General features: G+C 64.0%; 18 protein-coding genes. 16 read left to right on the forward strand and 2 right to left on the reverse strand.

Annotated elements, in window-relative coordinates; genetic code table 11:
- Positions 1–96 precede the first annotated feature (96 nt).
- The 7 genes from acpP to BLR66_RS00720 all read left to right on the forward strand — a co-directional run bounded on the left by acpP (position 97) and on the right by BLR66_RS00720 (position 6,365).
- Positions 97–336, forward strand: a complete 240-nt coding sequence (gene acpP, locus BLR66_RS00690; protein WP_093279723.1) for an acyl carrier protein — start codon at positions 97–99, stop codon at positions 334–336.
- Between the two features lie 106 nt (positions 337–442).
- The gene (fabF, locus tag BLR66_RS00695; RefSeq protein ID WP_093279724.1) at positions 443–1,681 is read left to right on the forward strand and encodes a beta-ketoacyl-ACP synthase II; all 1,239 of its coding nucleotides are present in this window, start codon (positions 443–445) and stop codon (positions 1,679–1,681) included.
- A gap of 112 nt (positions 1,682–1,793) precedes the next feature.
- Positions 1,794–3,161, forward strand: coding sequence for an aminodeoxychorismate synthase component I (locus tag BLR66_RS00700; RefSeq protein WP_093279725.1), 1,368 nt, complete (start codon positions 1,794–1,796; stop codon positions 3,159–3,161).
- Positions 3,162–3,326: 165 nt separating this feature from the next.
- The gene (gene mltG, locus BLR66_RS00705; RefSeq protein ID WP_093279726.1) at positions 3,327–4,400 is read left to right on the forward strand and encodes an endolytic transglycosylase MltG; all 1,074 of its coding nucleotides are present in this window, start codon (positions 3,327–3,329) and stop codon (positions 4,398–4,400) included.
- Complete coding sequence (gene tmk / locus BLR66_RS00710; protein WP_093279727.1) at positions 4,397–5,050, forward strand: dTMP kinase; 654 nt, start codon at positions 4,397–4,399, stop codon at positions 5,048–5,050. Before mltG ends, tmk begins: the two co-directional genes overlap by 4 nt.
- Complete coding sequence (locus tag BLR66_RS00715; RefSeq protein WP_093279728.1) at positions 5,047–6,009, forward strand: DNA polymerase III subunit delta'; 963 nt, start codon at positions 5,047–5,049, stop codon at positions 6,007–6,009. The genes tmk and BLR66_RS00715 overlap by 4 nt, the downstream gene beginning before the upstream one ends.
- The gene (locus BLR66_RS00720; protein ID WP_093279729.1) at positions 6,006–6,365 is read left to right on the forward strand and encodes a PilZ domain-containing protein; all 360 of its coding nucleotides are present in this window, start codon (positions 6,006–6,008) and stop codon (positions 6,363–6,365) included. Before BLR66_RS00715 ends, BLR66_RS00720 begins: the two co-directional genes overlap by 4 nt.
- Before the next feature lie 214 nt (positions 6,366–6,579).
- Here BLR66_RS00720 and BLR66_RS19065 read toward each other — a convergent pair whose 3' ends face one another.
- Both BLR66_RS19065 and BLR66_RS00725 read right to left on the reverse strand, forming a co-directional pair.
- The gene (locus tag BLR66_RS19065; RefSeq protein ID WP_163840956.1) at positions 6,580–6,753 is read right to left on the reverse strand and encodes a hypothetical protein; all 174 of its coding nucleotides are present in this window, start codon (positions 6,751–6,753) and stop codon (positions 6,580–6,582) included.
- A gap of 70 nt (positions 6,754–6,823) precedes the next feature.
- On the reverse strand, positions 6,824–8,890 hold the full coding sequence (locus BLR66_RS00725; RefSeq protein ID WP_093279730.1) for a 3-hydroxyacyl-CoA dehydrogenase NAD-binding domain-containing protein: 2,067 nt from the start codon (positions 8,888–8,890) through the stop codon (positions 6,824–6,826).
- Positions 8,891–9,121: 231 nt separating this feature from the next.
- On the opposite strand from BLR66_RS00725, the gene rpoE reads away from it, so the two are divergent.
- The 9 genes from rpoE (at position 9,122) to recO (ending at position 18,140) form a co-directional block, all read left to right on the forward strand.
- A complete protein-coding gene (rpoE, locus tag BLR66_RS00730; RefSeq protein WP_093279731.1) occupies positions 9,122–9,766 on the forward strand; it encodes an RNA polymerase sigma factor RpoE in 645 nt (214 codons plus the stop codon).
- Complete coding sequence (locus BLR66_RS00735; protein WP_093279732.1) at positions 9,763–10,635, forward strand: sigma-E factor negative regulatory protein; 873 nt, start codon at positions 9,763–9,765, stop codon at positions 10,633–10,635. The genes rpoE and BLR66_RS00735 overlap by 4 nt, the downstream gene beginning before the upstream one ends.
- Positions 10,636–10,746: 111 nt before the next feature.
- Complete coding sequence (locus tag BLR66_RS00740; protein WP_093279733.1) at positions 10,747–12,276, forward strand: DegQ family serine endoprotease; 1,530 nt, start codon at positions 10,747–10,749, stop codon at positions 12,274–12,276.
- A 117-nt stretch (positions 12,277–12,393) separates the two neighbouring features.
- Complete coding sequence (lepA, locus tag BLR66_RS00745; protein WP_093284092.1) at positions 12,394–14,187, forward strand: translation elongation factor 4; 1,794 nt, start codon at positions 12,394–12,396, stop codon at positions 14,185–14,187.
- A gap of 146 nt (positions 14,188–14,333) precedes the next feature.
- The gene (gene lepB, locus BLR66_RS00750; protein WP_093279734.1) at positions 14,334–15,161 is read left to right on the forward strand and encodes a signal peptidase I; all 828 of its coding nucleotides are present in this window, start codon (positions 14,334–14,336) and stop codon (positions 15,159–15,161) included.
- Positions 15,162–15,222: 61 nt separating this feature from the next.
- On the forward strand, positions 15,223–15,603 hold the full coding sequence (locus tag BLR66_RS00755) for a DUF4845 domain-containing protein (RefSeq protein ID WP_093284097.1): 381 nt from the start codon (positions 15,223–15,225) through the stop codon (positions 15,601–15,603).
- Complete coding sequence (gene rnc, locus BLR66_RS00760; protein ID WP_093284102.1) at positions 15,599–16,276, forward strand: ribonuclease III; 678 nt, start codon at positions 15,599–15,601, stop codon at positions 16,274–16,276. The genes BLR66_RS00755 and rnc overlap by 5 nt, the downstream gene beginning before the upstream one ends.
- Positions 16,273–17,196: a GTPase Era gene (era, locus tag BLR66_RS00765; RefSeq protein ID WP_093279735.1), complete on the forward strand. Its 924-nt coding sequence runs from the start codon at positions 16,273–16,275 to the stop codon at positions 17,194–17,196. The genes rnc and era overlap by 4 nt, the downstream gene beginning before the upstream one ends.
- 197 nt (positions 17,197–17,393) lie before the next feature.
- Positions 17,394–18,140 carry a DNA repair protein RecO gene (gene recO, locus BLR66_RS00770; protein ID WP_093279736.1) on the forward strand — a complete coding sequence of 249 codons (747 nt, stop codon included), beginning with the start codon at positions 17,394–17,396 and terminating at the stop codon, positions 18,138–18,140.
- Positions 18,141–18,252 lie beyond the last annotated feature (112 nt).

An 18,252-nucleotide genomic window follows, 5' to 3' on the forward strand; every position in this document is an offset into this window, starting at 1 on the left:
TATTTGATTAAATGGCGATTACGGGGGTCTGCACCGGATCGCCGGTTTCCACTAAACTACTCCCCGTTCACTCAACTCCGTCTGGAGCCAAAACCAATGAGCAGCATCGAAGAACGCGTCAAGAAGATCGTCGTAGAACAGCTTGGCGTCAAAGAAGAAGAAGTCACCACCAGCGCATCGTTCGTCGATGACCTCGGCGCCGATTCGCTCGACACCGTCGAGCTGGTGATGGCGCTGGAAGAAGAGTTCGAGTGCGAAATCCCGGATGAAGACGCCGAGAAGATCACCTCGGTGCAGCAGGCCATCGACTACGTCAAGGCCCACGTCAAGGCGTGAGTTCGAAGTTTCGATGAGTCGTGCCGGGGCCGCGCATGCGGCCCCGCGCATTTGTGGCGCTTCAGTGCGCCAGCGTAGGGTGCAGGAAAAAGGTCAGAGGAACCGTATGAGCCAGCGTCGCGTAGTAGTCACGGGTATGGGCATGATTTCGCCCTTGGGCAACGATCTGGCCAGCAGCTGGGACGCCATCGTCAACAGCAGGTCGGGCCTGGGCCCGATCACTTCCTTCGATGCATCGCTGTTCACCACCCGCATCGCCGGTGAGATCCGCAATTTCGATCCGACCCTCTACATGTCGCCCAAAGACGTGAAGAAGATGGATGCGTTCATCCATTACGGCATCGCCGCTTCGCTGATGGCGATGGAGGATTCGGGCCTGGAAGTCACCGAGGAAAACGCCGAACGCATCGGCGCGATCATCGGCGCCGGCATCGGCGGCATTCTCGGCATCGAAGAGCAGACCGCCAAGTACATCGAGGGCGGCCCGCGCAAGATTTCCCCGTTCTACATCCCCAGCACCATCATCAACATGCTGCCGGGGCAGTTGAGCATCATGAAGGGCATCAAGGGTCCGAGCTTCTCGGCGGTTTCGGCCTGCGCCACTTCCAACCATTCCATCGGCATGGCCATGCGCATGATCCAGTACGGCGATGCCGACGTGATGATCGCCGGCGGCGCTGAGCGCGGTTCTTCGCCGACTTCGGTGGGCGGGTTCTGTTCCATGAAGGCCATGTCCACGCGCAACGACGACCCCGCCGCCGCCTCCCGTCCGTGGGACCGCGACCGCGACGGCTTCGTGCTGGGCGACGGCGCCGGCATCCTGGTCATCGAAGAGTACGAACACGCCAAGGCGCGCGGCGCGCGCATTTACTGCGAACTGGCCGGCTTCGGCGCCAGCTCCGATGCCTTCCACATGACCGCCCCCAGCGAAAACGGCGAAGGCCCGGCGCGCTGCATGGCCATGGCGATGAAGGACGCCAGGATCAATCCAGACCAGGTCGAATACCTCAACGCGCACGGCACTTCCACGCCGTTGGGCGACCTGGCCGAGACCCTGGCGATGAAGCGCGCGTTCGGCGACCACGCCTACAAGACCATGGTCAGCTCCACCAAGTCGATGACCGGACATCTGCTCGGCGCCGCTGGCGGTGTGGAAGCGATCTTCTCTGTGCTGGCGATCGACCACGGCATCATTCCTCCGACCATCAACCTGGAAAACCCGGGCGAGGGTTGCGATCTGGATTACGTGCCCAACGTGGCGCGCGAGAAGAAGATCGATGTGGCGATGTCGAATGGGTTCGGTTTCGGCGGCACTAACGGTACGCTGGTTTTCAAGCGGATTTGATTATTGCTCGTCATTCCCGCGAAGGCGGGAACCCAGCGACTTGGCTGTTGCTGTCATGCTTTGAGAGCGAAAGTCACTGGGTTCCCGCCTTCGCGGGAATGACGAGCGAAATGTGATCGAATCCCGCGCACTACCTCCCGACACCGATCTGCTCGCCCTGCATCGGCTGGCGCCCGCACGCTATCCGATGCTGCTCGAATCGGTCGCCTCGGGCACCGCGCAGGGGCGCTGGGATCTGCTGCTGGTCGCCGATGGCAGCGGTCTGCGGCTGGACGCGCAGGGCCGGACCAGCAAGCTCGATGGGCGGCCGATAGAGGGCGATTTCCTCGCCGCGCTCGACGGCGACTGGCATGCCAACCGGATTCCACGCGAAGAGCCGCGCTGGCCGTTTCGTGGCGGCTGGGCGCTATTGCTGAATTACGAACTGGCCGGCCAGATAGAGCCGGTGCTTGCGTTGCCGAAAGGCGATGCCGCTATTCCGGTCGCATTGGCGCTGCGTTGCCCGGCCGCGATCCTGCGCGATCGCGCCAGCGGCGAATGCGTGGCTCTGGCCGAAATCGGCGCCACCGAGTTGCTGGACCTCATTGCCGCCGATGTCTCCGCTTCGCGAGACCTGCCCGCGATGCCCGCATGGCGAGGCCCCAGCGGTATCGCCGAAGACGAGCCGCGGCGCTTCCTGGAAGGAGTGCAGCGCATCCTCCAATACCTCGCCGCCGGCGACATCTTCCAGGTCAACCTGTCGCGGGCATGGCGTGCGCGCTTCGACCAACCGCTCGACCCCGCGGCGCTCTATGCGCGCCTGCGCACCGCCAATCCCGCTCCTTTCGCCGGATTGTTCGCGGCAGGCGACTGGGCCGTGGCCAGCTCATCGCCGGAACGCCTGGTCTCGATCCGCGGAGACGTGGTCGAAACGCGTCCCATCGCCGGCACTCGGCCGCGCTTCGAAGGCGACGACGATGCCGAACGCATCCGCGAGCTGGTGGGGCATCCGAAAGAACGCGCCGAGCACGTGATGCTGATCGACCTGGAGCGCAACGACCTGGGCCGCGTCTGCGAGCCGGGCAGCGTGCAGGTGGACGAGCTGATGACGGTGGAAAGCTATGCTCACGTGCACCACATCGTCAGCAACGTGCGTGGACGCCTGCGCCGCGATACCACGCCGGGCGAAGTGATCCGCGCCACCTTCCCGGGCGGCACCATCACCGGTTGCCCCAAGGTGCGCTGTATGCAGATCATCGCCGAGCTGGAAGGCACGGCGCGCGGCGCCTATACCGGCGCGTTCGGCTGGCTCAACCGCGACGGCGACCTGGATCTGAATATCCTGATCCGCAGCGCGGAGATATCCCCCGCCGCGGAGGGTGGCACCGAGGTCGTATTCCGCACCGGGGCGGGGATCGTGGCCGATTCGGTGCCGGAGCGGGAGTTGGACGAAACCCGCGCCAAAGCCCGCGGCGTGCTGAAGGCCCTGGGCCCCTTGTAGGAGCTGCGTAAGCTGCGACCGTAAACATTGCCGCAGGTGGCAATCATCCCTCTCGGGCCGTTGCTGCGGTCGCAGCTTACGCAGCTCCTACGGGATTGGCAGGCAAGGTATCCTGCGCCACATACTCCAGAATCAATCCCGCGCACGCCAGAAATCGAGGAAATCGTGTCCCCAGGATCCAAACGCGGCTGCCGTGTCGTTCTCATCGCTTTATTCCTGCTGCTGGCTGTCGCCGCGGCAGGCGGTGCCTGGCTGTGGCAGCGCTACGCCGGCTTCAGCGACCGGCCCATCGCTGGATTGCAAGCCGGCGACAGCGTTACGGTCGTTTCCGGCGACTCGTTCCCCAGCGTCCTGCGCAAACTGCGCGCTGCGGGCGTGCAGCAAGGCAACGACTTGGAATGGCGCGCGCTGGCGCGGCACCTGGATGTGGCAGGCAGCCTGAAGGTCGGCGAATACGCGCTGGATCCCGGCATCACCCCGAGCACGCTGTTGCTCAACATGCGCAACGGCAAGGTCATCAACTACCGCATCACGATTGTCGAAGGCTGGAACATCCGCCAGCTGCGTGCGGCGATCAATGCCGCCACCCCGCTGCTGCATGAGACCAACCAGCTCGACGATGCTGCCCTGATGAAATTGCTGGGCCATCCGGGCCAGCACCCCGAAGGCCGCTTCCTGCCGGAAACCTACGTGTATTCGCGCGGCGATAGCGATGCGGACGTGCTCAAGCGGGCCTACGACGCCATGGACAAGGCCCTGGCCGAAGTCTGGAAAACGCGCGCCAGCGACTTGCCGCTGAAGTCGCCCGAGGAGGCGCTGATCCTGGCTTCGATCATCGAGAAGGAAACCGGACTGGCCTCCGAGCGCCCGCAGATCGCCGGCGTGTTCGCGCGCCGGCTGAAGCTGGGCATGAAGCTGCAGACCGATCCCACCGTGATCTACGGCATCGGCAGTGGCTACGACGGCAACATCCGCCGCCGCGACTTGCTTACCGATACGCCCTACAACACCTATACCCGCACTGGCCTGACCCCGACGCCGATCGCCATGCCGGGTCTTGATGCCTTGCGCGCGGCAGTGAATCCAGCGCCAGGCGATGCGCTGTTCTTCGTCGCCCTGGGCAACGGCAGCGGCAGCCACGTCTTCACCGCCACGCTGGGCGAGCACAACGCCGCCGTCGCCCGATACCTGCAGCAGCTGCGCCGCCCGCCGCTGCCCGAAGAAGAACCCCTGCAATGACCGAAGCCTTGTTGAAGCATCCGCGATTGATCAGCCTGGAAGGCGGCGAGGGCGCGGGCAAGACCAGTGCCTTGGTCGCGATCCGCGAACTGCTGCAGTCGCGTGGCCATGAAGTGGTGCTGAGCCGCGAGCCCGGCGGCACGCCGCTGGCCGAGCGCATCCGCGAATTGCTGTTGAGCCCGCAAGCTCAGGAAGAAACGCTGGCGCCGGAAACCGAACTGCTGCTGATGTTCGCCTCGCGCACCCAGCATGTGCGCGAAGTGATACGCCCGGCGCTGCAGCGCGGTGCGTTCGTGGTCAGCGACCGTTTCACCGATTCCAGCTACGCCTACCAGGCCGATGGCCGCGGCCTGGACCGCGCGCTGGTGGAAGAGCTCGAGCGCAAGGTGGTGGGCCTCAAGCCCGGCCTGACCCTGCTGCTGGATCTGGATGTGCGCGAAGGCCGTGCACGCGCCAACGGACGCGACCTGTGGCCGGACCGCATTGAAAGCGAGCAGGACGATTTCTTCGAACGCGTGCGCGAAGGCTTCCGCAAGCGCGCCGCGGCCGAGCCAGGACGTTTCCGGGTGATCGATGCCAGCCGCTCGCCCGCAGAAGTGGCTGAAGCGGTTGCCACCGCGGTCGCGCGATGGCTGGACAATCCGGCATGAGCGACAAGTTTTCTCCCTGGCAGCAGCGGGCCTACGACCATGCGCTGGCTGCACTGGAATCGGGCCGCCTGGGCCACGGATTGCTGATCTGCGGACCCGAAGGCCTGGGCAAGCGAGCGGTAGCCGACCGCCTGGCGCGGTATGTGCTGGGAGGCGGCGAAGCCGCCACTCAGGCGCGCAGCGCGCAGTTGATTTCCGCGGGCACCCATCCTGACCTGCATGTGGTGTCGTTCGTTCCAACCAAGGACGGCAGCAAGCTGCGCACGGAAATCGTGATCGATCAGATGCGCGAACTGTCGCAGAAACTTTCGCTGACACCGCAGTACGGCGTGGCGCAGGTGGCTATCGTGGACCCGGCCGATGCGATCAACCGCGCCGCTTGCAACGCGTTGTTGAAGACCTTGGAGGAGCCCGCCGAGGGCCGATACCTGTGGCTGATCAGCGCGCAGCCCGCGCGCTTGCCGGCGACCATCCGCAGCCGCTGCCAGCGGTTGGAATTCAAGTTGCCGCCGCATGAGGAAGCACTGACCTGGCTGGTCGCCCAAGGGCACTCCAGCACGAGTGCGGAAGAGGCGCTGGGGGCGGCGCGCGGCCATCCCGGCCTGGCCGACCACTGGCTGCGTGAAGGCGGCCTGGTCCTGCGCAAGGCCGTGGCGAGCGACTTGGAAAAGCTCGAGCGCGGCGAGATAGGAGTCATCGAAACGGCCCAGCGCTGGTCTTCCGACGAGCAGGCGGAACTGCGCTTGAGCCACGCCGCGGACCTGGTGCTGGCGCAGGCCGGGGAGGCCGGCTTGACCGATCCGGCCCGATTGCACAAGCTGGCGACATGGTTCGATGCCGCCAACCGTACGCGCGACCTGTTGCGGACCACGGTGCGCGGCGACCTTGCGATGATTGATTTGCTCTTGGCTTGGCGCGGTTCGGACCGCGCCAGGGCAGCCAAAGGAGAACGCGGATGAATGCAGTGGCAGGCGGTGGACGGCAGGGCATCCTTTCCCTGGCGGTCAAGGACAAGGCGCAGCTCTACAACGCCTATATCCCATACGTGAAGAACGGCGGCATCTTCGTGCCCACGCCGAAGCGTTACTTCCTCGGCGATGAAGTGTTCCTGTTGCTTACGCTCCCCGATTCCAGCGAACGCCTGCCGGTCGCCGGCAAGGTCATCTGGGTGACTCCGGTAGGTGCGCAGGGCGCCCGCACGGCCGGCATCGGCGTGCAGTTCGCCGATACCAGCGAAGGCGAAGCGATAAAGAGCAAGATCGAAACGCTGCTGGCCGGCACGCTCAACGCGGACAAGCCCACCCATACGATGTAGGGCCTCGTCTGCTTCGATGAAAAAGCCCGGCATCGCCGGGCTTTTTTGTAGGCGGTAGGTCGGGGCTACGTCCCCGACGCGCGGTAATTGAATCCAATCACGCGTCGGCCGCGTAGAGCCCGTCCCGCACTTGATACGGCGCCGACCAGGCTGAGCAGAGCGAAAATCGCTGCGCAGGCCCTCGTTCTCAGAGTCTGGCGCGTTTGACAGCGCGCTAGAGTCCTTTGAACAGATTCCCGAGCAATAACGTCACCAGGCCCGCACACAGAATCCAGAACGCATACCCGGCCAGCGCCGGAATGTAGCCGAGCCTTGCGGCCACACCGATACCGCCAAACAACAGGGAAAGGAAGAACATGCCCGTGGTTGGGGCGCTGAGATTGAACATGCGGAAGATCCGTCCAGTGGGATTGGAATTATAAAAGCGAAGCGCCGCAATCGGCGCTCGCATAACATAATCAGACGACCGGACCGCGCAGCGCCGACGAATCCCAGCCTGGCCGCGGCGCGAAACGATCGCCGTACCGGCCCTGCAGTACCTTGAGCTTCTCGACCAGCGCGTCGGCGCCGGTGGCCTTGATGTACTCGATGGGGCCGCCGCGGAACGGGGCGAAGCCGGTGCCGAAAATCACGCCCGCATCCAGCAGGTCGGAATCGCTGACCACACCGTCGTGCAGGCAGGCGACCGCCTCGTTGAGCAGCGGCAACACCAGACGGTCCTCCAGATCGGAAGGCGCCTGATAGTCCTTGGCCACTTCCGGCTTCACCGCCTTGCCGTTTTCCCATTTGTAGAGTCCCTGGCCGTCCTTCTTGCCGCGCTTGCCCGGCTCAGGCGGCGTGGACAGCGCGGCGGGGATCGGCAGGCCAAGGAAAGGAGCAAGTTCCTTGCCCACGCCGGAAGCCACATCCAATCCCACCGTATCGATCAGTTCGATCGGTCCCATCGGCATGCCGAACTTCACTGCGGCCTTGTCGATTACAGGGCCCGGGACGCCTTCGGAATAGGCGGTCACCGCCTCCAGCATGTAAGGGAACAGCACGCGGTTGACCAGGAAGCCCGGCGTGCCGGCTACCGGCACGGCCAGTTTGTCGATCGCCTTGCAGAAAGCGGCCAGGCGTTTTTCGGTTTCCGGAGCCATGCCGTCGTGGCGGATGATCTCCACCAAAGGCATCTGCGCGACCGGATTGAAGTAGTGCAGGCCGGCGAACTGCGCAGGGCGCTGGATATGCTCGCGCAGCTCGGTCAGCGGAATGGAGGAGGTGTTGGTGGTCAGCAGCGCGTCGGCTTTGAGGCGCGGTTCGATGCTCTGGTACAGATCGCGCTTGGCCTCCGGGTTTTCGATGATCGCTTCGATCACCAGATCCGCATCGGCTACTCCCGCGCCGGCCAGATCGCTTTTCAGCCGCGCCACCACCGCAGGACGCTTCGCATCGTCCTTCACCTTCTTGTTGAACAAATCGGTGGCCCGGGTCAGTGCGACGTCGATGAAGCGCTGCTCGCGATCCTGCAGGGTGACTTCGAAGCCTTTGTAGGCCGACCACGCCGCGATGTCTCCACCCATCACCCCTGCGCCGACCACGTGCACGTGCTTGATCCCATGATCCTTGCCGCCCTGGCTTTTCAGGCGCTCCTGCAGGAAGAAGATCCGCACCAGGTTGCGCGCGGTCGGCGTGCTGGCCAGCTTGACCACGCTGCGCCGTTCCGCGTCCAGGCGGGCCTGGATACTGCCGCCGCCGCTGCGCTTCCAGGTATCGATCAATGCGTACGGAGCGGGGTAGTGTTCCTTGCGCGCCTTGCGGGCGACCTGCTTGGCCATCTGCGGCGCCAGGATCTGCCGCGCCAGCCAGGTGTTGCTGATCCATCCCAGGAAGCGCTGCTTGAACGGGCGAACGGTCCCTTTCTGCGCCATGGCGACGGCCGCATCCAGCAACAGAGCCGGTTCCACCACCTTATCGACCAGCCCCATGGCTCGTGCCGCCGGCGCGGACACCGTGCGTCCGGTCAGCATCAGGTCCATCGCCGCCGGCGCGCCGATCAGCCGCGGCAGCCGCGCACTGCCTCCCCAGCCCGGAAAGATGCCCAGCATCACTTCCGGCAGGCCGATGCGGGTGGACTGATCGCTTGAAGCGACGCGATAGCGGCAAGCCAGCGAAATTTCGGTGCCGCCGCCCATGCAGTGGCCATGGATGGCCGAAACCGTGGGACAGGGCAGTTCCGCCAGTTTTTGGAACACGGCCTGGCCGCGACGGATCGCATCGTTGACCGTGCCTTTGCGGTCGAAGTCCTGGAATTCCTTCAAGTCCGCGCCGGCGATGAAGCCGGCAGGTTTGAGCGAACGGATCACCACGCCCTTGGGCGGATCGATGGCGATGCGTTCGATCAGGTCGCCCAGTTCGATCAGCACATCCTGCGACAGCGCATTGACCGGTGCGCCCTGGCGATCAAGGCTGAGCACAACGATGCCGTCCTCGCGCGACTCCGTCTGCCAGTGACTGAATCGGAGCCCATCGAAGCTTGCTGCCATGATCAAACCATCCGTTCGCGTATGGGTAAGACGACTATCATCCCGAGGTTGTTTAACCCACGTCAAATCCCCACTGATAGAAAGGGACATGACCGGCGGCATGGGCATGGACTTGGCGTTTGAGGTTAAATCCTTGATAAGGAAGCCGTTTAAGTGGGCTTCTGAACTTTTTTCCGCAATAGCGGTCACAGTGCTCGGTCATCAGCCGAGCCGACAGGAGTGCGGCCCGGCATGGCCGATGTGGATACACAAACCCCAAAGGACAGCGCTCCACCACAGGAGTTGGACCTCGAGCTTGTCAGGCGTGTCCAGCGTGGCGACAGCGCGGCATTCGATCTGCTGGTGCGCAAGTACCAGCACCGGATAGTCGCCCTGATCGGACGCTACATCCATGACTGGAGCGAGTGCCAGGACGTCGCCCAGGACACCTTCATGCGCGCTTATCGTGCAATGGGGAATTTCCGCGGCGATGCGCAGTTCTACACGTGGTTACATCGGATCGCAGTGAATACAGCCAAGAACCATCTAGTCGCCCATAACCGCCGCCCGCCGACCGACGACGTCGACGCCAGCGATGCCGAGCAGTACGACACCGGCAGCCGCTTGCGCGACACCGATACTCCGGAACGGGAATTGATGCGCCAGGAACTGGAGCGCACGGTGATGAAGGCGGTGGATGCCTTGCCTGAGGAACTGCGTACCGCCATCACCCTGCGCGAAGTGGAAGGAATGAGCTACGAAGAAATCGCGCAGAAGATGGATTGCCCCATCGGCACGGTGCGCTCGCGCATCTTCCGTGCCCGTGAGGCCATTGATGCCGAACTTCGGCCTTTGGTCGATTCCGAAAGCGCTACCCGGGAGCGTGCACGCTCATGACTACCGACAAGATAGACAGCCATTATTTCCAGCAGCTCTCCGCCCTGATGGACGGCGACCTGCCGCCCGACCAGGCGCGCTTCCTGCTGCGCCGGATGGAACACGACACCGAACTCACCGGCTGCTGGGAGCGCTGGCAGTTGTGCGGCGATGCCCTGCGCGGACAAGCGCAGGCTCCGGCCCCCGCCGGTTTCGCCGATCGTATTTCTGCGGCCATAGCGGCCGAACCGCTGCCTTCGGCCGCAAATTCGGCATCGCCACGATTCCGCAGCAATTTGGCCAAATGGGGCGGCGGTGCGCTGGCGGCTTCGGTAGCGGCCATCGCGCTGTTTATGGTGCGCCAGCAGGTTCCCGATGAGGCTCCTCCGCAGGCGGCACCTGCGGTAGCCAATCAATCGCCGGCTGCGCCTCCCACGGCTTCGCCCGAGCCTGCGCTGCGGGCGGCCGCTACCGTCACCGCGGCCAGTGTCGCGGTCGCCAGCGTTCCCCGCCGCCAGAACGATGCAAGGCGCAGCGCGACCCGCAACCAGCAGGCTGCCCGCAATGCCGCTGCTGCGCGTAACGCCCAGCCGGACCGGGCGGTGGCTTCGGCTGCGCTGCCTGTGATCAATACTCTGGCCAGGGCACCAGCCGGCACTGGTGCCAATGCTGGCAATGCACACGATCCGTTCTCAAACGTACAGATCAACGCCCCGGCAGCCCGGCCGTGGCCGCGCGCGGTGCTGCCGCAGTATTCCTCCGGCAGCGGCGCGTTCAATGCCGACTATTCGACCGACCGCGCCGCGCAGACGTTCTACCCCTTCGAGCCCCGCCTGCCGGTCACTCCGCCGGTCGCGCCGCCCGAAGAAACCGCGCCGCGCGATCGCTGAAGCAAGGTTGCCCGCACTTCGGCCGCGAGTCGATGACAGCTGCGAACCAATGCAACGTCGGCCCCCAGTTTTCCACTCAACCCAACCCATACCTATCGAGGCATGCGTTCGATGAATTCCAGTGTCCGTAATAGCTTGTTCGGCCTGTTGGTCCTCACTACTCCGCTGGCCGCCTGCGCGCAGCAGCCGGCCGCCACGGCGCAAGGCGCAGCTCCGGCTGCGGTCAGTTCCATTGCGCAGAGCAGCGCCCCGCAAATCGTCACCGGACTTCCGGATTTCACCCAGCTGGTGGAGCAGGTGGGTCCTGGCGTGGTGAATATCGAGGCCAAGGTCGGCGCTCGCCAGGTATCGCGCGAACAGCAGCAGATGCCCGACGAAGAAGACATACCGGAAATTTTCCGTCGCTTCTTCGGCCCGGGCATGCCCGGTGGACCGCAACAGCCGCAGCGCCGCGGCACCTCGATGGGCAGCGGCTTCATCATTTCGCCGGATGGTTATGTGTTGACCAATCACCATGTGGTCGATGGCGCGGACACGGTCACAGTCAAGCTGTCCGACCGGCGAGAACTTGTCGCTAAGGTCATCGGCAGCGACCAGCAGTACGACGTGGCGCTGCTCAAGATCGAAGCCAAAAACCTGCCCTCTATCCGGCTGGGCGATTCGAACACCCTCAAGCCGGGCCAGTGGGTCGTCGCCATCGGATCGCCGTTCGGGCTGGATCATTCCGTCACCGCCGGCATCGTCAGCGCGACCGGACGCAGCAATCCTTATGCAGACCAGCGCTACGTTCCCTTCATCCAGACCGACGTGGCGATCAACCAGGGCAATTCCGGTGGCCCGCTGCTCAACACGCGCGGCGAAGTGGTCGGCATCAACTCCCAGATCTTTTCGGCGTCCGGTGGCTACATGGGCATCAGCTTCGCCATTCCGATCGATTTGGCAATGAGTGCGGTCGAACAACTTAAGAAGACCGGCAAGGTGAGTCGTGGTCAGCTCGGCGTACAGGTCGGGGTGCTCACAGCCGATCTGGCAGCTGCGGCCAAAGCTCCGGATACGCGAGGAGCCCTGATCAACGAAGTGCTCGACGGCAGCGCTGCGGAGAAAGCCGGGCTGGAGGCTGGCGACATCATCCGTTCGGTCAACGGCAGCGAGATCGTGACTTCGAGCGATTTGCCTCCCAGGATCGGTGCTATGGCGCCTGGTTCCAAGGTTACGCTCGGAATCCTGCGCGACGGCAGGTCGCGCGATGTCGTGGTCACTCTTTCCGTCCTGGAGGACGGGGCGTCGTTGGCAGACTCGGGCGGGGCATCTCCCGCACCTGAGTCCGATTCCGCTGCGCCGAGTGCATCAGCCCTGCTGGGGATTTCCGTGGGCGAGTTGGATGCAGCGACACGCAAGCAACTCGGCCTTAAGGCGGGAGAGGGCGTCCGGATTACCCGTGTCGAGGGCCAATCGGCCACCGAGGCCGGCCTGGCGCCGGGAATTGTGATTCTCCAGGTGGGGCGTCGACCGGTTGGCAGCATCGCCGCATTCAATCAGGAAATTCGAGGAATAAAGGCCGGCGACGTGATCATGTTGCTGGTCCGTAGCCCGCGTGGGGGCACCGCTTTCGTGGCGCTCACCGCCGGCCAGGACGACTGAGCCGGCCCCGAGACGTAAAACAGGGCCGCCGTGCTGGAACACAGCACGGCGGCCTGTCGCCTGCAGCCGTGCGATAATGCGCCGTTATTCATTCTGACGGCCCTTGCGGCCGCCCCCATGCAGCACATCCGCAATTTCTCCATCATCGCCCACGTCGACCACGGCAAATCCACCTTGGCCGACCGCATCATCCAGCTTTGCGGCGGTCTTGAGGCCCGCGAAATGGAAGCGCAGGTACTCGACTCCAACCCGATCGAGCGCGAGCGCGGCATCACCATCAAGGCCCAGTCCGTGTCCCTGCCGTATACGGCCAAGGACGGGGTGACCTACCAGCTGAACTTCATCGACACCCCCGGCCATGTGGACTTCAGCTATGAAGTCTCGCGCTCGCTGGCCGCCTGCGAGGGTGCGCTGCTGGTGGTGGACGCCGCCCAGGGCGTGGAAGCCCAATCCGTGGCCAACTGCTACACCGCGGTGGAGCAGGGCCTGGAAGTGGTGCCGGTGATCAACAAGATCGACTTGCCCACCGCCGACATCGAAAAGGTGAAGGCCGAAATCGAGGCGGTGATAGGCATCGACGCCGAGGACGCGGTGGCCATCAGCGCCAAGACCGGTCTGAACGTGGTCGACGTGCTGGAAGCCATCGTCAAGCGAATTCCCGCGCCGGTCCCGCGCGACACCGACAAGCTGCAGGCGCTGATCATCGACTCCTGGTTCGACAACTACCTGGGCGTGGTCTCGCTGGTACGGGTGATGCAGGGCGAGATCGTGCCCGGCACCAAGATGCTGGTCATGTCCACCGGCCGCACCCACCTGGTCGACAAGGTGGGCGTATTCACTCCCAAGCGCAAAGAGCTGAAGAAGCTCGGCGCCGGCGAAGTGGGCTGGATCAACGCCTCGATCAAGGATGTGCACGGTGCGCCGGTCGGCGACACCCTCACCCTGGCCAGCGATCCGGCGTCCAAGCCGCTGCCCGGCTTCCAGGAAATGCAGCCGCGCGTGTTCGCCGGCCTGTTCCCGGTGGACGCCGACGACTACCCGGACCTGCGCGAAGCGCTGGAAAAGCTGCGCCTCAACGACGCCGCGCTGCGCTTCGAGCCGGAAAGCTCCGAGGCCATGGGCTTCGGTTTCCGCTGCGGCTTCCTGGGCATGCTGCACATGGAGATCGTGCAGGAGCGCCTGGAGCGCGAATACGACCTCAACCTGATCAGCACCGCGCCCACCGTGGTCTATGAAGTGCTGAAGACCGACGGCACCATCCTCAGCCTGGACAATCCGTCCAAGCTTCCGCAGACCAACCTGATCGACGAGATCCGCGAGCCGATCATCCGCGCCAACGTGCTGACCCCGCCGGACTATGTGGGCAACGTCATCACCCTGTGCGAAGAAAAGCGCGGCCGCCAGATCAGCATCAATTACCTGGGCTCGCAGGTGCAGATCAGCTACGAACTGCCGATGGCCGAAGTGGTGCTGGATTTCTTCGATCGGCTCAAGTCGGTGTCGCGCGGCTACGCGTCGCTGGACTATCACTTCCTGCGTTTTGAAGCCGGTCCGTTCGTGCGCGTGGACACGCTGATCAACGGCGACAAAGTGGATGCGCTGTCGCTGATCGTGCACCGCCAGTACGCCGACCGCCGCGGTCGCGAACTGACCGAGAAGATGCGTGAACTGATCCCCCGGCAGATGTTCGACGTGGCCATCCAGGCCGCCGTCGGCGCCCAGGTGATCGCCCGCAGCACGGTCAAGGCGATGCGCAAGAACGTGCTGGCCAAATGCTATGGTGGCGACATAAGCCGCAAGAAGAAGCTTCTGGAAAAGCAGAAGGAAGGCAAGAAGCGCATGAAGCAGGTGGGCAGCGTGGAGATTCCGCAGGAAGCGTTCCTGGCCGTACTGCAGATGGACAACAAGTAATTTCTTACCCTTCTCCCTGCGGGAGAAGGTGCCCGAAGGGCGGATGAGGGTACGGCGAAGTCCAGATGATTGAACCATCTTGACTTCGCCGTACCCTCACCCCAACCCCTCTCCCGGTGGGAGAGGGGCTTATCAACGGAGTGTGTATGGTCTGGTTCGAAACAATCCTGGTAGTGCTCACCCTGCTGACCGGTTTCATCTGGCTGCTGGACAAGCTGTTCCTGGCCAAGCGTCGCGCCGCGCGCAGCGGTTTGCTGGACGAAGAGCCGGTGCTGGTCGACTATTCGCGCGCGTTCTTCCCGGTGTTGGCCATCGTGTTGATCCTGCGCAGCTTCATCGCCGAGCCCTACAAGATCCCGTCGGCCTCGATGATGCCCAATCTGCTGATCGGCGATTTCATCCTGGTCAACAAGTTCGCCTACGGCCTGCGTCTGCCGATCAACAACAAGAAGTTCATTTCCATCGGCGAGCCCAAGCGCGGCGATGTGGTGGTGTTCAAGCCGCCGCACGACCCGGAAAACAACTGGATCAAGCGCGTGATCGGGCTGCCGGGCGACCGCATCTCGTTCCAGGGCAACACCCTGACGGTCAACGGCCAGGCCATGACCTACAAGATGCTGGGCACCTACACCGGGCGCGGCGTGGCCCAGGGCACCGACAGCGCGGCGTTGCTGGAAGAGGATCTGCCGGGCCGTCCCCACAAGGTGCTGGAGGGGCTGGACAACCTGGTGGGCGCCGGAGAGTGGGAAGTGCCGGCTGGGTACTATTTCGTGATGGGCGACAATCGTGATAATAGCGAGGACGGCCGTTTGTGGCCGGAGATCAGCCCGAAGGACGGTTCGCCGATCCCGAACCACAACTTCCTGCCGGAGAAGGACCTGCGCGGCAAGGCGTTCCTGATCTGGCTGAACTGTGAAGGCTGGTTCTGCAAGGGGAGTTTCGATGCGTCCAGGATCGGAACCAAGATCCAATAACCAAGTTGTCTGACCGGGGATAAGGCATATGAATCGCAAGCTGAAAATCGGCAATCCGCAGATGAATCGCAAGCAGAGCGGCCTGACGCTGATGAGTTTCCTCGTCGTGCTGGCGGTGGTCGGTTTCGCCGCGTACATCGGCATGAAGCTGTTTCCGATGTATCAGGAGTACTACTCGGTGCGTACCGCGGCCAAGGGGTTGGCTTCGGAACCGGGTATTGGCGACATGGATCCCTCCAAGATCGAGGACCTGTTCTTCCGCCGCCTGTACATCAACTACTCCGAAAACGTGAAGCCGGAGAACGTGAAGATCGAGCGTATAGACAACGGCTGGAACATGAAGATCAACTACGAGATCCGCCGTCCGCTGGTCGGCAATCTGGACGTGGTGGGCGTATTCGACATTTCGCAAGACCTGACCCGTCACGGTGGCACCGATTGATCTGAAATTCCGTCACGGTGAGCTGGACAGCTACCGTTTCGCGGACCCGGGCCTGCTGCAGCAGGCCCTGACCCATCGCAGCGCCGGCGCTCCGCACAACGAGCGCCTGGAGTTCCTGGGCGACGGTATCGTCAACCTGCTGGTCGCCGAAGTGCTGTTCCAGCGCTGGCCCAAGGCCGACGAAGGCGCCTTGACCCGCGCCCGCGCCGAACTGGTGCGCGAGGCCTCGCTGGCCACCATCGCGCGGCGTCTGGAATTGGGCGCCCGCCTGACCATGGGGCCGGGCGAAATGAAATCCGGCGGTCATCGCCGCGACTCGATCCTGGCCGACGCGCTGGAAGCGGTGGTGGCGGCGATCTATCTCGATTCCGGATTCGAAGCCTGCCGCGTTGCCGTGCTGCCGTGGTTCGAGGAATCCCTGGCGGCGTTGCCGGTAGGCAAGCCGGGCAAGGACGCGAAAACGCGTCTGCAGGAATGGCTGCAGGCCCGCCAGCGGCCGCTGCCGTCCTACGAGCTGGTTTCCGAAAGCGGCGACGATCACGCCAAGACTTTCAACGTCAGCTGCACCATCATCGATCCTACCCTGACCGCCGAAGGCGAGGGCAGCTCGCGCCGCAACGCCGAGCAGGCCGCCGCCGCGGCCCTGCTGGAAAAACTGGATATCTCCACGTGAACGCACAAACGCCCGGCAAAGACGGCCATCGCAGCGGCAGCATCGCCGTCATCGGCCGGCCCAACGTGGGCAAGTCCACGCTCACCAATGCGTTGGTCGGTTCCAAGGTCAGCATCGTTTCCAATCGGCCGCAGACCACGCGCCATCGCCTGCTGGGCATCGCCACTTTCCCGGAAGGCCAGATCGCGCTGGTGGATACGCCCGGCTTGCATAAGCAGGAGGGCAAGTTCTCGGCTTCGGCGATGAGCAAGGTGATGAACCGCGCCGCGCGCGGTGCGCTGGAAGATGTCGATGCCGCCGTACTGGTCATCGAAGCCGGGCGCTGGGACGAAGCCGACACCCTGGCCTACAACGTGCTCAGCGACACCGGTATCCCGGTGATGCTGGTGGTCAACAAGGTCGACCAGATCAAGGTCAAGTCCGAGCTGCTGCCCTTCCTGGGCAAGGTCACCGAAGGCCGCACGTTCGCCAGCGTGCATCTGGTCTCGGCGCTGAAGCGCAATGGCCTGGAGCAACTGGTGCGCGACATGCTCGCGTTGCTGCCGGTGGCGCCACCGATGTTCGGCGAAGACGAAATCACCGACCGCAGCCAGCGGTTCATGGCCGGCGAACTGCTGCGCGAACAGCTGATGCGGCAGCTGGGCAACGAACTGCCTTATGCCACCACCGTGGAAATCGAGCGTTTCGCGGAAGAAGAGGGGTTGCTGCGCATCGGCGCGGTGATCTGGGTCGAGCGCGAAAGCCAGAAATCCATCGTCATCGGCAAGGGCGGCGCGCGGCTCAAGGAAATCGGCAGCAAGGCGCGCCTGCAGATGGAGCGCATGTTCGATGCGAAGGTCTTCCTGGAAACCTGGGTGCGCGTGCGCGAGGGCTGGTCGGGCGATGCGGCCGCCTTAAAGGCATTCGGTTACAACGAATAGCTTCGGCAGCTTTCGCCGGACCGCTGTTGGTGGGAGCGCCGTCTCGGCGCGAGCTCTTGCTTTTATGGAGCCAAGCTTAGTCAGCCCCCACGAAAAGACCGGATAGCAGGCTGACCCTGCTTTATTCGGACAAAAAGCAAGAGCTCGCGCCGAGACGGCGCTCCCACAACACGGCGCAGCTCCTACAATGCGCATTGATGCGTATCACCGCCGAAGCCGCCTACGTTCTGCATGCCCGCCCCTGGCGCGAGACCAGCTTGCTGGTGGAAGTCCTGGCCGAAAATCACGGGCGGCTTGGGTTGGTGGCGCGCGGAGTTCAGGGTCCGAAGAAGCAGGTACTGCGCGCCGCCCTGCAACCGCTTCAGCACATCCGCCTGGACGCCGTGCAGCGCGGCGAACTGGCGCAGCTGGTAGCGGCCGAGGCGTTGGACGCCGCTCCCCGGTTGGCGGGCGAGGCGATGCTGGCGGCCTTCTACGTCAATGAGCTGGTGATGCGGCTGGCGCCACGCCAGGATCCGCATGGCGATCTGTATCGCATCTATGGGCAAACCCGATCGCGGCTGGGCAGGGAGAGCTTGCCTGGGGAGGGCTCACTGGCCTGGACCTTGCGGCGCTTCGAGCGCGACCTGCTGGAGTCGTTGGGTTCGGGTTTCGATCTGAGCGAAGACGCCGAAGGCGGAGCCATCGATCCTGCCGCTCGCTATCGGATCGATCCGGAACAGGGTCCGCGCCGCCTGTTGAGCGATCGCGGGCGCGATGAGCGCAGCAACGCGGCCACGGGCAGCGCATTGTTGGCTCTGGCTGCCGACCGGCAACCCAATGCGGACGATCTCGCCAGCCTGCGTCTGGTCCTGCGCAGCGTGCTCAGCCATCACCTGGGTGGGCGCGGATTGAAATCCTGGGAAATGCTGAGCGAGCTTGGGCGGTTGAAACGACCCGGCTAACGCGATGTAGGAGCGTTGTAGGAGCGTTGTAGGAGCGGTGTAGGAGCGACGTAAGTCGCGACGCGGCATTACCGAGAAAGCCTCATCGCGACTTACGTCGCTCCTACAACGC

It is taken from the genome of Pseudoxanthomonas sp. CF125 (assembly GCF_900104085.1).
In the GTDB taxonomy this organism is placed as follows: domain Bacteria; phylum Pseudomonadota; class Gammaproteobacteria; order Xanthomonadales; family Xanthomonadaceae; genus Pseudoxanthomonas_A.